Here is a 15698-nt window from a genome sequence, read left to right as displayed (position 1 = left end):
ACAATGTATAAGGCAGTAACATCGTTTTGAATGCATTTAGCTGCCGTTTGTACGACAATGAGGTTAATAATGAATACGCCTTTTAACAGGTTTCCTCTCAAGCCAGTTTCTTTAGCAATTCTTGCAGCTGTAACTTTGCCAAGCGCATCGTTATTTGCCCAGAGTGCTTCTGAAGAAGATGTAATTGAGGAAGTCGTTGCTACCGGTACTCGCCTAAAAGGTACGGCATCAGCTGTACTGCAGGAACGTAAAAACCAAGCTTTCGTAGCAGATATTCTCGGCGCCGATCAAATATCTAGAACCGGTGATGGTGATGCTGCAGCGGCACTTCGCCGTGTAACCGGCCTAACGTTAGTGGATGGCAAGTTCATTTACGTACGTGGTCTAGGGGAACGTTATTCTAGTACGCAATTAAACGGAGCATCGGTTCCTAGCCCGGATCCCACTCGCTCTGTAATTCCTTTGGATTTATTTCCTTCGGATATTATTGAAAGTTTGTCAGTACAAAAGTCTTTTTCACCATCAATGCCTGCGGCGTTTGGTGGCGGAAACGTAGATATTCGTTTGAAATCTATTCCAACAGATTTTGTGTTTAATATGACGGGTAAAATCGGCACAAATACTGATAATTTTGATGATGCTTATCAATATAACGGTGGTGGCGATGATTGGATGGGAGAAGATGATGGAACCCGTGCTGCCCCGGCTTCTATTGTCGCGCTTTGGGATAGTAAGCAATTTCTAGATAATATCAGTTCAACTGAAGCCCGTGAACTATTGAAAGAGCTTAATACTGATTATGATCCGGTGTTACAAAGTGTTGACCCTGATTATGGATTTAATTTATCCCTGGGTAATAGCTTTGATTTAGATGACGACTGGCGAGTCGGCTTCTTGCTCACTACTGGTTATGACAATCGCTGGACCGTCAGCGAACAGTTTATTGGTGAACAAGCTCAGCGCAGTGGTGATCTTATTTCTTTCCCACGTTATTTTGATGAAGTGGATGTAACCGAGCACAGTGTTCGCTTTTCAGGAATGGCTAACTTTGGAATTGACTACAACCGCAATCATCGCATTGACATTACAACGGTGGCGTTAAACGACACCAATGATGCCATTAGTGAAAAAGTGGGTAACACCAATAATATTCAGTTAAGTGATGGACAGCGAGTTAGAGATTTTGAAGTTGTTTACGAAGAACGTCAAATGTGGACAAATCAAATTCGTGGTCAGCATACTTTCACTAATTTGAATTTCTTAGGGTTTGATTGGCAATATACCAAAAGTCGTTCTGCCCGCTACGCGCCTGGTACAATGGAAACTCGCTTTATACTTACCGATGATAATGAAGACGGTATTTACGATAAAGAAACCGAAAGTTCCCTAACCAATGCAACGACTGCGGGTCGTTATCAATTTCAACGCCTTGATGACCGTGTAGAAAACTTTACTTGGAATCTTAACTACCCCTATGCCATAGATCGTTTTGATATGGAATTTAAGGTAGGTGGTGATTTTGTCAGTAAAGCGAGAACCGCTGAAAATAGACGTTTTGATATCAATACCCGTGGTTTTTCTGATAGTGCAGTATTGGTAGGCAGTGTGTTTAACGACATACTGAGTGATGAGAATTTGGATGCGGCAGAACTGTCTTCCATTCCGTTGTTGTCTGAAACTACCATTGCTGGTGATGATTATGTTGCTGCCCAAAAGATAGATGCCTATTATTTTGAAGCTGATATTTTCTTCGACAATACTTGGCGTATTAGTGGTGGTGTTCGCTGGGAAGACTACCGTCAGGCGGTGGTACCATTTGATCCGAAAAGTAATCAAATTGATTTGTCAGACGAAGATGACCGATCACAGCTAGCGTTCCAAGAAAGCGATTTCTATCCAGCGCTAGCTGTAACATATATCATGAGTGAAAAAGTGCAATTCAGAGCAAGTTACGGTGAAACCGTTGTTCGCCCTGATACTCGTGAATTAGCGTCTTCAACCTATATTGATCCCCTTACTGATTTCCCTGTCGGTGGTACACCTGGTTTGCGTACGACGCAAATCAAAAACTACGATTTCCGTTGGGAGTGGTACTTGGATCAGGGTGATAACTTATCAGTGGCTCTATTTTATAAAGATATGGATAGCCCTATTGAATCGGTTCAATCACCTGCACAGGATGGCCCGCCACTAGTGCGTATCGCTAACGCAGAGTCTGGTGAGTTGTATGGTGTGGAATTTGAATTCCTCAAAGGACTTGGTTTCATTGGTGATGGTATTTGGGATAATCTGTTTTTATCTGGAAACCTCACATTAAGTGACTCTGAGATTCAACTAGACGGTCAAAATGTAGTTGAGCAAACAGGTGTATCCACATCTGTTACCAACCTCACTCGTCGTTTAACTGGTCACTCTGAGTATGTGGTAAACACCCAACTTGGTTTCGATTCAGATAACGGTGAGCATTCTGCGTCTTTGGTATACAACGTATTTGGTGAACGTATTCTTATTCCTGGTATCGATGGATTTGATGACAGTTATGAGCAACCGTTCCACTCTTTAGATGTAGTTTATACCTACTATCCAAACTTCAATACGACTGTGAAGTTTAGAGTGCAGAATATGTTGAATCAACAAAAAGACATCGAATTTGAAGACACATTGTTACGTTCGGAAACTCGAGGCACAAATATAAACTTGTCGCTTAAATACGAGTTCTAAATGATTTAGTTCGAATCGTAAACCATTAAAAAAGCCGCTTCTGCGGCTTTTTTATTCTCTGTTGTTTGTCGGGCAGAGCAATGAATTCGGGTGTTTTAGCTCCGAGGCAATTGATTTAAAATCCAATTCTGAAACTCATGGCCTAAAGACCATGCTACAACGAGTGTTACGAAATGGTGCCGTTGACAATGGGCTGGAAGGCCGTAAGGCTATCCATGAGAGTGCTATTGCCTAATCCATTGGAAGGAAACAGGCTACTAAAATTGCCTTGCTCGCCATGTAACGCCATATAATTTAAGATCACGGTTTCCACTAGTAAATTTACGTTATTGGCCGCTGGCGTCGCAGCGGTTTCAACGGATGCATCACTGCGCATATAACCAATTTGTTGATGCTGTGCTTGTTGATCTGTGGTGGCGCCCATTAGTTGTGGTGTACCGTTGGGGTTGTAGACTAAAAAGAACGACGCTGCCGTGGATGAATTATCGCCGGTCCAGACTCCTTTTCCTCTGCCATCTTCTGAGTCGTCTATCATCCCGTTACTCGATACCGAGCCGTCGCTGCACACGTACATCATTAGTGGCACGCCAACGCGAGCCGCGTATTCCATGCAAGCTCCCATACAGCGACCCGCGCGTAGGTCACGTGTTTCCCCTACCATGCGATTACCGGTGTGATAATCAAAGCCACCCATGGTAATCGTACCCGCGCCAGCGAAACCGTTCATCACCAATTTCATAACCGCTGCGGTTTTGCGAAACTCACTATCACTGTCAAATTCTTGTTGGCTGAAAATGCCAGAAGGACCAACAATATCCTCATCCAATTCAGGATCAAGAGCAGATGGGTCGCCAAAGCGGTCGGTTATATCCGCACTTTTCACGTAACCACAACGGACCAAGTCTTTAATCACATCATCGGTGCTAATTTGGGTATTCACTTGGCCTAACTTCATGTCGCTGATTCGCTGAATAGACTCCATCACAGCCACTGAGTCTTGCTGGCTTAGGAGTCCAACCAAATCTCCGGTGTCCACTAAGCCAGTCACATCAGAAGGGCGGTCCACTTTAGTGGGCCGTTTGGCAGTATCTATCATCGAAACTGGTGACATGCTATTTCCACCCGAATCGGAATTTCGAGAACCGATTAAGGTTAATAAGGAGCCATCAGCCCCCACTTTATTAATACCGTACATTGGGTTGTGAGGGTTATTACCCGTATCATTTTCAGATCGCGCTGGAATAACGGCACCGTTTATATTGGCGCGGTTAGCTGGATTGACTTTTTCTAGAATACCCCGCAAATACGCGCTGTCGGCATGAAAAGCCAGGCCCAGTTCACTATTAATATAATCACTTAAGCCTGATGTTGGGTTCATAATTGACGGCACCATATCACCCGGTAGTCCGAGCTTGCTGTAGCCACCCGTGCTTAAGAAGTCCATTTGACCACCGCGGCCACCAACCAGCACATTTGAGCCTGCTATATTCGCTCCGCCAGCAAGATCAAAACAAATAAACGGAATTTTTCCCGCTCCTTGAGTTGCAATACCACAGTTGGCTTTTAAGGCTTCTAAATCACTCGATAATGCCGCATTTGCTTGTTTGGGATTGGCAAACATACTAAACACCGAGCCAGCCATTACCGTACCTAAACCTGCGGTAAAGCCCTGGGAAATAAACTCGCGACGCGTGACCGGTTTAGCGTGATCATCATGCAGCAGCGGAGCATCGGTGGATAAATTGTCAAATTTAGTTTTTTTCATATCTATGTACCTAAAACTCGCTACTTATTGGATTCTATTTATTGAATGAGCAGGGCGGCACTACCAATGGTAGCTGCACATGTCGCTTTAACGATAGTCTGTGTATAAATGGCGTCGCAGACTTTATCACCGCTACAGTCAGTTAGCATGTCGATCAAGCTATTCAATTCGTCACTCACCGAATCCCTCTGCGGTTGAGTCGCTATATTGTTACCAATGGCCCTATCTAGCAATGGCGTCAAAATGAGGTTTCGGTCTTGGTCAACAAAAGCCGTATCAGCCGGTTGAGTGAAGTCAAAACCTGTGAAGTAGCTTGCCCTTAGATTGTCGTCTTCTACAAGTTGATCGCAATATTTGATTGCCATTTGTGTCACTGCCATTTGATTCGATGCTAAATAGCTATCAATATTGGTGACGCTAGGCAGTTGCTGTTTTAGTTTTTCAAAAGATGCCTTCACAGCAGCGTTATTCGTTGGTACACCGGTGACCACTGACATACTGGCATTGATTTCAGCAAAGTTTCGTACCCCGATATCTGCTTGAGGTTCTAAATCTATGGGGGACGCAGCCGCTGGTGGGTCGGCTTCTATCACAACATTTGTTGCACTACCAAGTTGTTCAAAGGTTAAGAAAAACTCATCGGCTTCGGGACTTTTTTCGATGGCAACCGTGGTTCCTAGGGATGATAGGGCTTGACCTTCGCCGGGGATATAATCGCTATCACTGATTAACACGTCTAAGTTTTGGAAAACTTGCCCTGCGGCTACTTCACGTCCATTTAAGCCGATACGCATCCCTTGCATAGGAACCGATGAAATACTGGCGTTGTCGTCTAGACTAATGAAAAAGGGTTCGGCGAATAGGTAACTGTAACTATCAAACTGACTCACTTCGAGCACCACATAACTTTGCGCAATATTGGTGTGTTCAGTTACGTTGAACAATAGGAAAAACTTCTGGCCGATTCCGGCCGCAAAGTTCTGTGCTATTTGTTCTGCGCTTAAGGTTCTATTGTGCACCGCCACCATGCGAATTGAGCCTGCCCACGGAATATCACCGGACACTTCGTTACCAAGCACAAAGGCATAGGTATCATTCCATTCGTTAAAATTGCCGATCTCTACATTATCAGTTACCCCTGAATGCACACCATTTACATAGATTTGGCGACCATTAATAGGATCATATGTCAGCACCACGTGTTGCAAACTGGATTGCAGTAATTCGTCTCCATCAGCAGTCGATAAGGCACTTTCTCCATTTGCATCGGTATTGCTTGTTCTTAATAGATAGTCATAGTTATACAAGGTTTGACCCAGGGTGAAGTTACGGGTTTGCGCCCCTCCAGAGTAGCTAATAATGCGGGCTGGACCTTCTTGAGTTACGTTTGCCGGTACTACCCAAGCTTCAATCGACATTTCTCCCGTGGCGGTTAACAGGGTATGTAGTTTTTTACTGCTAGCGGTGCTGCCTTGAGCTTTGCCGTCTACCATTTGCAAGCCCCATCCACCAATCCAGGAAACATCACCGCTGAGGGTCAAATCAATGGCGGGTTCAACGCCACTGGTGTCAAACGCAGTGGTACCTGAGCCGGTCTTAAATTCCCATTTGGCAATGAGATCACTTTCAAATCGGCCGCCACCTGTGGCCAAAGTGCCATCAAAAAGCGTCAACGCTTGACTGTTTACCAGTTCGGGGGCTAATTCGGTTACTTCGATACCATCAGCCATCCCTTGAATCGCGGCAGTTAACTCACTGGCATCACTACTACAGTTACTCCAACAGTTATGAAATTCATCCCTAAGGCGGCCAACAAATCGTGAGGATGCTGGCGTGTCTAAACTGATTCTGGCTTTCGACGCTAGGTAGGCTTCATCAACATCACTGGAGGCAAAGTAAGGGGAGATTGGTACGCTTGCTGAATTCGTGTGGCAACTGGCACAGTAGGTTGTTAACAACGGGTATACTGTTGAGGCAAATAAAGCACTATTTTCCGGGAAGTTTTTGTTGGCTCCAGGAGACTTCAATGTGGGGGCTTCCAGCTGGATCTTATTCGCCGTGACATCGTTATCAGCCCAATTAGCGATCCAAGTTGTCATAATATCAGCACAAGCCGAAGGACTGGTTAACCAACAATTGTGGCCTCCAGCCACTTTAGTCACCAAAGTAGAGGTTTCTGGCTCGTCTAAATTTACCAGTGGGTTGGTGGCCGCATAGGCAAGGTTAATATCATCAGCTCTTACAAATTCAGGGGATTGACCGTTTTCTATGTGGCAGGCTCCGCAGCGCTCAGCACTACTTATGTTATCCCATAAATTAAGTTTGTAACTTTGCACATCGTCTGTATTTGCTGGAGGACCGGAATAGCTCTCTCCAGGTTGAGATATAGGGGGAGGGGTTGGGGTTTCTTCTACTTTTGCAGCACTCCCACCGCAGGCGCTGAGCACCAAAGTAAGTGCTGTAATTATGGTGAGTTGGAGTATTCTGGAGTGAAATAAAAACCTCATTGTTAACTCCCTTTACAATAGTTGGCGGCATCTGCAAATACCTGCTTAATCTGATATCCGCTGCCTTGGAAGTTCACCACCATAGCATCCACCTGACTCCAATCTTGACTATCTTGGGGAGCTCGTAGGCATACATTTTCAAATACTTTTTTCACCTGGCATTGGGAAAACTGCGCGCTGTGAGCAAGTTCTTGGCCCATACTTTTAGCACCGTTACCGCTGCCGGGCAAACTCTCATCCCAACCTAAATTTTTATTTAATCCCGCGCGCCAATAGTTGTCCCACTTATCATCTTGAATCATAAAACCGTAGGGGAAGTTATTGCCATTGATTTGGTGTTTAGCCGTTACCCGAGAACCGGTTTGAGGATCAATTTGACCTTCTTGATTGTAGCTTAAATAGCCACTCACCCCATCAGGGTCGGCTTCAATGTCATAATCGTATTCATAATATGCAAAAGCCTGCGCTAACGGATCCATTCCAGAATGGCAACCGATACAGGAGTTTAAAAAGATTCGGCTATCACCACCTGGGCTGCGACTCACGTCCTGGCGGATACGATCCGGTACACGACTCGTGTCTTTAACGCCTTCTAAATCCGTACATAAATGATTTATTAACGTGAATCGAAACATGGCTCGGTTGGTACCATCTTTAAAAAAAGATTTTGCAGCGGCTCTGGTGGTTAGCACACCAGCCGTTGCATGCTCTGGCAACCCCGTCATGGCTGTTTGTGTAGTTGCAACTAACTCTTCACTGAGATCGACTTCTTGGTCTTCCATGGCTTGATAATGGGCGTTGTTATCGATTCCATAGTCAGGAATGTCGAGGGAGGTATTACCTACGTACAAAATATTGCCGCTTAAAATTAGGCGGAAGTCTATATCGTCCCGGGCCATGCCTATTACTGTTGCAGTGTAATCATTCAAGGGTGCAAAAATGTCAGCTTCTTCGTTTGTCCAAGGCGTTATCCAATTTTTCAAGGTGACATTATAAAAAGCCGGATTATCCATGGCTAAATAGGCCGCTTCTTGATTCTTTCCTTGTTCAATAAGGCCGCTCATCTGCTCAAGGACCGATGAGGTTGCTGGCACACCAGCTAGACGATTATGCATCCGCTGGGCCTGTTCTGTAGGGCCTGCAAGGGCATTAAGGTGACAGAACATTAAAATCAGAAGCGCTAAACCAAAGAAGTTAGCTGTGAGCCGAAGGGGAAAAAGGCGCGAATTCCTCTTTTTAGATAAAACTGTTTCCAAACTGGTGCTCCTCAATGCGATACATATAAAAATAGTCGAATTTGCCAGCAAGGGTAAATATGACAGTCTACTATTGGGTGTTAATATTTATACCCAAATTACCTTTCAACTTCACAACTTCAAAGAAGGTTAAAGCTCTTGTCGCTATTTCTCATTTCAAAATAGAGGTGATAACTTAGTGACTATATCAAAGAGTCGGAATCTAAGTTATTGATCTTAAGGTAGGTAGCAGTTTCTGGGCCAGTTGCGAAAATTAAGGCTTACAAGGTCATTTTTGCGCTACTGGGAGGCAATAGGGACAGTATTTTCGTATTCATCGGCCTACACTTTTAATCTTCTGGAATCACATTAATGACTAAGTAATTTAAAAAGTATAATAAAAACAGTAAGGTAGTGGGTTTTAGTGATGGTGGTAATGGCGTGTTGAATCGGCGACACTCTATTGAGCTATGGGGCGATAACAGGATTTAACAACTTTTTTTGACCTTGATGTTAAGTAACAGGTTATCGCTAAGGTATTAAAAACTATCACTATGCATCAATACTAAAATTGTTTTATTCAGCACTTAATGAAACAATTTACTTAATGGAATACCGTTGAATTGTAATTCAAACTAAATTGACTGACTGATGTATTGACGGGTATTAGCAAATTGTCGTGAAGCAGAGACAGTTTAAACTTGTTTGCTAACGATGGATAATTGATATCTTTGAGTTCCTAAACTCAAGCAAATAATTAACATTCTAGACCCGTTGTGAAGCATTAGTTTCCCGCGAGAAAAGGTTCAGCGATATTTATGCCATGTATTTTTAGCCAGATCACAACAGAAATGATTCGTAAGGCCGTGCTTTTGACGGTTGTTTGCGCTTTTGTTAGCAGTTGTGGTTCTGATGAACTATTGGTGACTTCTTCTCAAGAGCCTGATCCTGTGGTTGTCGATATTCCCATTGCATACGTTAAACGTGCTCTCCCCCTTGATGAAGAGGGCGTGTTAATTACCGATGATTTAACAGAGCCATTCGCGTTTTTGCCCGGAGCTGCTCTGTATATAAAACCTCGGGCTTCCGCCAGTGTTGATGAAACTAACATTACTGACCGCGCATTTTATACCCAAGAACAAATTGAACAAGCCACAGAAGATAGTCCCTTAGCCGGGTATGATGTCAAAGATGTGGATGTGTCTTATGACTCTGAACGATTAGTCTTTGCTATGCGAGCGCCTGCCATCGAAGATGCAGATGACGATGAACAGCCCACTTGGAATATTTGGGAATATAATCGTGTTTCCGATGAATTGCGTCGTGTCATCAGCTCTGATATTCAAGCCGAAGCAGGCCAAGATACTGGGCCAACCTATTTGCCTGATGGTCGAATTGTATTTAGTTCAACTCGTCAGGCGGGTAATCAAGCTATTTTGTTAGATGAAGGCAAGCCACAATACCAAGGTTTAGATGAAGGCTTAGATGAATATGCCTCAGTTATCCATGTGATGGATAGCGATGGTAGCAACATACAACAAATCTCTTTCAATCAAAGTCATGATTTAGATCCTGTGGTGCTAACCAGTGGTAAAATTTTGTTTAGTCGCTGGGATCAAGCGGGTAACAATAACAGCATCAATCTTTATCAAATGAACAGTGATGGTTCAGGTTTAGAAATTGTGTATGGCCGGCACAGTCATGATAGTGAGCGTACAGATCAACTCTTACAGTTTGTTAAAGTCCGCGAATTGCAAGACGGTACTATTTTAAGTGCCATTCGTCCCTTCCAGAGCGACACCATAGGGGGGGATTTTGTTAGCATTGATTACTTGAATTATATCGATAATAGCCAAGGGATAGCGTCCCAATCTAATTTGACTGGGCCGGCACAAACCCCTGCACTGTTTGATAATATTGTGATTGATGGCAGTCTTTCATTAGCAGGGCGTTTTGCTTCTGTTTATCCCCTTTGGGATGGCAGTGAACGGGTTATATTTAGTTGGAGCCAATGCCGCGTCTATGATCCTGAACAAGAAGTGATTGCCGGTGAAGTTGTTGAACGGAAAATCTTGCCTTGTGATGACAGTCACCTGGAAAATCCAGATATTCAACAAGCACCGCTTTTGTTTGGTCTTTGGATGTACGACGGCATTGAGAATACGCAGCTACCTATAGGTGTGCCTGTAGAAGGTGAAATGTACACTGAAGCCGTGGCAATGGGGGAACGTGCCTATCCGGCCAGTGCTCAGATAGCAGAAGAATATGAGCAGGCATTGGCCGATGAAAATTTGGCAAAAGTACATATTCGAAGTGTTTATGATTTTGCTGGCGTCGATTCTTCCTCACAAGGAATTGCTGCCCTGGCAGATCCGACTCAAACGCCTGCTTTACAGCGACCTGTGCAGTTTCTAAGAGTGGTGAAATCGGTATCCATCCCTGATGATGATGTAAGAGATTTTGATGCTTCCGCATTTGGACGTAGTCGCGGCCAATTAATGCGCGAAATTATCGGTTATGTTCCTGTACAGCCGGATGGTTCGGCTTTATTTGAAGTTCCGGCAAACTTGCCTTTAGCATTAAGTTTGGTGGATATTAATGGCAAACGTGTTGGTGCTCGTCATCAAAATTGGCTGCAGTTTGCACCCGGCGAGGTGAAAACCTGCAATGGTTGTCATACCCAGCAAAGCACCTTGCCCCATGGTCGTTTGAGTGCAGAAGCGGAATCTATTAATTTTGGTGCAAGCGCAACAGGAGTACCTTTCCCCAATACAAACCCCGTGTTATTTGCTGATTTTGGCGAGACTATGGCGCAAACTGCAGCGCGAATTAATGGGGCTGAATACCCTCAACCTAATCTTGAATTTAATGATATTTGGACTGATCCGGCTATAGCTACACCCGCCGAGTCATTTATCTATTCTTATGCAGACTTATCCTCTCCTTTGCCGATTACAACGGCTTGCGCAACAAATTGGACAAGCCTATGCCGAATTCAAATTAATTATCCTGAATCTATTCATCCTATTTTTGAGGTGACACGACAAGTCATTGCCGAAGATGGCCTGACGGTAATAGAGGATAATACCTGCGTGAGTTGTCACTCGCCAACAGATGAGGCAGACATGGCTCGGGTGCCCATTGCACAACTTGATTTAAGCGGTACAGCCTCTACGGACAATCCTGATTACCTGACTAGTTATCGTGAACTTATGTTTGCCGATCTTGAACAAGAATTGCGGGAAGGAGCCATTGTTGATCGGTTAGTACAGGTGTTTGATGGTAGTGGAGAGCCCGTTTATGAGCGCGATGAAGACGGTGAGCTTATTTTAGATGCCGAGGGTAATCCTATCCCTATTTATCAAACAGTCGCTGTGGCAAATACTTTGAGCACCAATGGGGCTCGCAGTAGCGCTGCCTTTTTCAGCCTTTTTGAGGCCGGAGGCAGCCATCAGGGATGGTTAAGTCAAGCTGAGTTGAAACTAATCGCTGAATGGCTGGATATTGGCGCCCAATACTATAATAATCCCTTTGCAGCTCCGGCAGATTAGTAGATGGAAATGATGGCAAAGTGGATCGCCCTGATTGGGTTAGTGTTAATGATTAAAGTGGCAAATGCCGAAGAGCAATTTCCTGAGGTTCAGATAGTTGAACCTTATATCGATATGCGCACAGGACCAGCGCAAGGTTATCCAATTTTTCACGTGGCCGAAAAAGGCGAGTGGATAAGTATTCTTAAACGTCGCACAAGTTGGTTTAAGGTGCGAACGGTTAAGGGGAAAGAAGGCTGGGTATCACTCGATGAGCTTAGGTTGACTGTGAGCAGTGTTGGTGAACCGGTGCAGATTGAAGATGGCAGTTTTAGCAGTTATCAACAGCGTGATTTTGAATTGGGTGCCAGTGGCGGTTCCTTAGACGGTGTGCCTTCTTTGAGTGTTTTTGGTGCTTGGGTGGTAACAGAGAATATCGCTGCAGAAGTGAGTTATAGCCAGGCATTGGGTGACTTTTCGGAAAGTCAATTTGGGTTATTAAGTGTGACCCATACTACCTTCCCTGAATGGCGCATATCTCCGTATTTTCGCCTTGGTTTTGGACAGATAAAAACCAAACCTAGAGCGAGCTTAGTGCAATCTGGAGAAGAAACCAGAACTAACGATCTATTGGTGGGGGGAATTGGCGTGCGGTATTACCTGGCGCAGAATTTTGTTGTGAAATTTGAATATCAAAACTTACTGGCGCTGACTGAGCGTGATGAAAATGAGGAGCTTGAAGAGTGGAAACTCGGATTTGCAGTTTTTTTCTAGGAGCCATTTTAATTGGCGCTAGCAATTTTGCGTTTGCTCAGGCTGACAACAGAGCCTCTGTGCAGAATGTTATCGAGCCTGATTTGAAACGCCGAGACATAAATGAATCGAATATTGACACTGAGGATTTCGAAATTGGCTTGTTTGCTGGGGTAATTAGTATCGAAGATTTTTCCTCTAGCTCATTAGTGGGGGCAAGATTAACTTACCATGTAAATGAAGACTTTTTTGTTGAAGCGAATTATGGACAAGCTACTGCTGGAGAAACCAGTTTCGAATTGCTAAGTGGCGGCGCGCCTTTTTTAACTGAAGAAGAGCGCGAATATAGTTTTTACGACCTCTCGTTGGGTTATAACCTCAATGGCGAAGTGTTTTTTAGCCCTAATTGGGTATTTAATTCTGCGACATATTTTACCGTAGGCGCAGGTAGTACAGAATTCGGCGGTGATAATCGTTTCACCGTCAGTGTTGGCGCAGGATATCGGTTGTTATTAACTGACTATTTTGCAGTACATGTGGGAGTTAAAGACCACATTTTTAATAGTGAAATTATTGGCGAAGAAAAAACTACCCATAACATCGAGTATGGACTCGGTGCGACGTTTTTCTTTTGAGCCTTTTAAATAACAGAATATTTGACGGAGTATTGTCATGAATTCAAAACCTTTATCTAACTTTGTTTTATTGTTTATTGCGGTAATGTCGTTAACCTTATTAACGGCTTTTACTACCGGTGCTGCTGAGCTGCAATCCGCTCCAGATTTTACTTTAAAGAGTAACAGTGGGGAAAATTTGCGACTAGAAGAGCAGCAGGGCAACGTGGTTATTGTGAACTTTTGGGCGTCTTGGTGCGCACCATGTCGGGAAGAGTTACCACATTTCGATGCTATGCAAAAAGAATATGAAGATCTTGGTTTTACGGTTTTAGCTGTAAATGTAGATGAGCACCCAGAGAAAGCAAACAATTTGCTCAGAGATATTCCCGTAAGCTTTCCTGTATTGTTTGACGACCTTGATAAAGTCAGCAAATTATACGATGTCAGAGCAATGCCGACTACAGTCATTATTGACCGAGATGGTAATAAGCGTCTAACCCATTATGGTTATAAAAGTGGTGATGAAGCTAAATATGAAAAAGTGGTTAAAGCTTTACTTAGAGAGTAAGCACTTACTTTTGTTGAATCTACGGTTTATTAAGTGAATAACAAGGATTGATGATGAATAAACAACTGCTTCGATACAGTCTAAGTGGATTGCTCTTCACTAGTGTGTTGTTAATCAGCGGCTGTGCTACGTCTATTGAGCCATGGGTAAAGCCCTATGAAAGGGATAATTTGGCCGATCCAATTATGAGCGCAAACCGCAATCCTGTTTCCTCTAGTTATACCATGCACGCATTCCAGGCGCGAGAAGGTGCGCGGGGTGCGGAAGGTGGTGCGGGTGGCGGTTGTGGATGCAACTAGAGCGCAAATGACCATGAACCAATCCAAATTAGCCTTATTCATTCTAATCTCGCTATTGCTAATGGTTTCATTTAGCACTTTCAGTGCTGTGTTACCCCAAGAGCGCGCTGATGTGATGTATCATTCCTATGAAGGTGACGGTATGTCCATTGATGGACCATCGGTTTTAGTGCGTAAACAAATTGGCAATAAGGTGTCGGTTTCTGCTAACTATTATGTCGATATGATTTCCGGCGCGTCCATTGACGTCTTAGCCACAGCCAGTCCTTACGAGGAAGAACGTACTGAACATAGTGTGGGTGTCGATTTCTTGCATAATAAAACCTTAATGAATGTTAATTTTACCAGCAGTTCAGAAAACGATTTTGAAGCCCGTTCGGTGCATTTCGGTATATCTCAAGACTTTTTCGGCGATCTTACTACCTTAAGTATGGGCTATTCAAAAGGCTGGGACGAGGTAGGTAAACGGGGCGATGAGAATTTTTTTGAAGAAGCCGAGCGTCAACAATTTCAATTTGGCCTCACACAAGTACTCACAAAAAACATGATTGTTGGTATTAATTTCGAAAACATTTCAGATGAAGGTTATCTAAATAATCCCTATCGTTCGGTTCGATATGTTGATCCCACAGCAGATCGAGGATATCGTTTTGAAACTGAGGTCTATCCAAATACCCGCACCAGTAACGCGGCTGCAATCAACCTAAATTACTATTTAGCTTATCGCGCCAGTATCTACGGTGAAGTGAGGGTATTTTCCGATACCTGGGGAATCGATGCCAATACCTATAAACTTGGCTACATCCACACCTTTGGGGATGACTGGATTTTAGATTTACGGGTTCGACAGTATCAACAAGACAACGCCGATTTTTATCAAGATTTATTTTCTCGCAGTGCTGAATTTAACTATCGTGCCCGGGATAAAGAAATGAGTTCATTCAAAAATACTTCTATTGGATTGAGCGTGACCTACGAATATCAGTTTTCTCCGAGTTCTTGGTTGAAAAAAGGTACCTTAAATTACGAATTAGATCATTTGCGCTTTCAGTATGATGATTTTAGAAATGTTTTGGCTGATGCACCCGTTGGGGAAGAGCCTTTGTTTGAATTTTCCGCTAATGTGACACGTTTATATGTGTCATTTTGGTACTAGGCGACGAGATGATACCGATGAAACTACGCACTTTTATCCTAACAATTGTGTTGTGCGCCACTGCGTGGCATAGCAATGCACAACAAGCCGGTGGCGATGAACAGCAAACGGTGGCAAAACAATTACAGCAATTGAGAAAAGAAGTCATTGCCCTTAATCGCGATTTATTCGTACTTGAAGAAGATTTACTTTTCCCGTCGAGCACTCAGGTGGTCGTTTATCTTTCTGTAGATGTAGGTACTTATTTTAAGTTAGATGCTGTAGAGCTAAAAATTGATGACAAAGTCGTCACCGAGTATCTTTACACAGACCGCCAAGTCGATGCCCTTTATCGTGGCGGTGTGCAACGTTTACATATTGGCAATTTGGCCCAAGGGGAGCATCAAATTAGTGCGTTTTTCATTGGATTAGGGCCTGAAGGCAGAGAATACAAGCGTGCAACTAGCTTCAACTTTAATAAAGACAGTGATGCTAAAGCGTTAGAATTAACTATCAATGACGCTACCGGTAGCCAACAACCTGAATTCAACGTGGTAGAGCTTTAGTG

The 15698-nt window shown here is 43.7% G+C and carries 11 protein-coding genes; 8 read left to right on the top strand and 3 right to left on the bottom strand.

All coding sequences use genetic code 11. The features are described 5' to 3' along the window. Positions 1-69 precede the first annotated feature (69 nt). Positions 70-2721, top strand: coding sequence for a TonB-dependent receptor (locus Q4574_RS06355; protein ID WP_303472689.1), 2652 nt, complete (start codon positions 70-72; stop codon positions 2719-2721). A gap of 166 nt (positions 2722-2887) precedes the next feature. Here the strand turns inward: Q4574_RS06355 and Q4574_RS06350 are convergent, their stop codons facing one another. The 3 genes from Q4574_RS06350 to Q4574_RS06340 are packed head-to-tail and all read right to left on the bottom strand — an operon-like array spanning position 2888 to position 8108. Next, a complete protein-coding gene (locus tag Q4574_RS06350; protein ID WP_303472687.1) occupies positions 2888-4486 on the bottom strand; it encodes a general secretion pathway protein GspF in 1599 nt (532 codons plus the stop codon). Positions 4487-4524: 38 nt separating this feature from the next. After that, a complete protein-coding gene (locus Q4574_RS06345; protein ID WP_303472685.1) occupies positions 4525-6993 on the bottom strand; it encodes a LamG domain-containing protein in 2469 nt (822 codons plus the stop codon). A 2-nt stretch (positions 6994-6995) separates the two neighbouring features. Beyond that, complete coding sequence (locus Q4574_RS06340; protein ID WP_303472683.1) at positions 6996-8108, bottom strand: hypothetical protein; 1113 nt, start codon at positions 8106-8108, stop codon at positions 6996-6998. A gap of 938 nt (positions 8109-9046) precedes the next feature. On the opposite strand from Q4574_RS06340, the gene Q4574_RS06335 reads away from it, so the two are divergent. Genes Q4574_RS06335 through Q4574_RS06305 form a run of 7 tightly spaced genes read left to right on the top strand, consistent with a single transcriptional unit; the run spans position 9047 to position 15696 of the window. Beyond that, the gene (locus Q4574_RS06335) at positions 9047-11779 is read left to right on the top strand and encodes a hypothetical protein (RefSeq protein ID WP_303472681.1); all 2733 of its coding nucleotides are present in this window, start codon (positions 9047-9049) and stop codon (positions 11777-11779) included. A 9-nt stretch (positions 11780-11788) separates the two neighbouring features. Beyond that, positions 11789-12532: an SH3 domain-containing protein gene (locus Q4574_RS06330; RefSeq protein WP_303472679.1), complete on the top strand. Its 744-nt coding sequence runs from the start codon at positions 11789-11791 to the stop codon at positions 12530-12532. Next, positions 12502-13146, top strand: coding sequence for an outer membrane beta-barrel domain-containing protein (locus Q4574_RS06325; protein ID WP_303472677.1), 645 nt, complete (start codon positions 12502-12504; stop codon positions 13144-13146). The genes Q4574_RS06330 and Q4574_RS06325 overlap by 31 nt, the downstream gene beginning before the upstream one ends. Before the next feature lie 37 nt (positions 13147-13183). After that, complete coding sequence (locus Q4574_RS06320) at positions 13184-13696, top strand: TlpA disulfide reductase family protein (protein ID WP_303472675.1); 513 nt, start codon at positions 13184-13186, stop codon at positions 13694-13696. 53 nt (positions 13697-13749) lie between these two features. Further along, positions 13750-13995: a DUF4266 domain-containing protein gene (locus Q4574_RS06315; RefSeq protein WP_303472674.1), complete on the top strand. Its 246-nt coding sequence runs from the start codon at positions 13750-13752 to the stop codon at positions 13993-13995. Between the two features lie 13 nt (positions 13996-14008). Next, entirely contained in the window at positions 14009-15151 is a 1143-nt protein-coding gene (locus tag Q4574_RS06310; RefSeq protein WP_303472848.1) for a DUF3570 domain-containing protein, read from the top strand. Between the two features lie 17 nt (positions 15152-15168). After that, positions 15169-15696, top strand: coding sequence for a hypothetical protein (locus tag Q4574_RS06305; RefSeq protein WP_303472672.1), 528 nt, complete (start codon positions 15169-15171; stop codon positions 15694-15696). Positions 15697-15698: the final 2 nt, after the last annotated feature.

Source organism: Aliiglaciecola sp. 3_MG-2023 (assembly GCF_030548205.1).
Taxonomy (GTDB): domain Bacteria; phylum Pseudomonadota; class Gammaproteobacteria; order Enterobacterales; family Alteromonadaceae; genus Aliiglaciecola.
Note: the sequence above shows the minus strand (reverse complement) of the source record. Positions and strands in the feature narration are given on the sequence as shown.

What these genes read in the sequence shown, in the direction of transcription:
- Q4574_RS06355 (WP_303472689.1), top strand. Translation starts at nt 70, where the DNA reads ATGAATACGCCTTTTAACAGGTTTCCTCTCAAGCCAGTTTCTTTAGCA.
- Q4574_RS06350 (WP_303472687.1), bottom strand. Translation starts at nt 4,486, where the DNA reads ATGAAAAAAACTAAATTTGACAATTTATCCACCGATGCTCCGCTGCTG.
- Q4574_RS06345 (WP_303472685.1), bottom strand. Translation starts at nt 6,993, where the DNA reads ATGAGGTTTTTATTTCACTCCAGAATACTCCAACTCACCATAATTACA.
- Q4574_RS06340 (WP_303472683.1), bottom strand. Translation starts at nt 8,108, where the DNA reads ATGCATAATCGTCTAGCTGGTGTGCCAGCAACCTCATCGGTCCTTGAG.
- Q4574_RS06335 (WP_303472681.1), top strand. Translation starts at nt 9,047, where the DNA reads ATGCCATGTATTTTTAGCCAGATCACAACAGAAATGATTCGTAAGGCC.
- Q4574_RS06330 (WP_303472679.1), top strand. Translation starts at nt 11,789, where the DNA reads ATGATGGCAAAGTGGATCGCCCTGATTGGGTTAGTGTTAATGATTAAA.
- Q4574_RS06320 (WP_303472675.1), top strand. Translation starts at nt 13,184, where the DNA reads ATGAATTCAAAACCTTTATCTAACTTTGTTTTATTGTTTATTGCGGTA.
- Q4574_RS06315 (WP_303472674.1), top strand. Translation starts at nt 13,750, where the DNA reads ATGAATAAACAACTGCTTCGATACAGTCTAAGTGGATTGCTCTTCACT.
- Q4574_RS06310 (WP_303472848.1), top strand. Translation starts at nt 14,009, where the DNA reads ATGAACCAATCCAAATTAGCCTTATTCATTCTAATCTCGCTATTGCTA.
- Q4574_RS06305 (WP_303472672.1), top strand. Translation starts at nt 15,169, where the DNA reads ATGAAACTACGCACTTTTATCCTAACAATTGTGTTGTGCGCCACTGCG.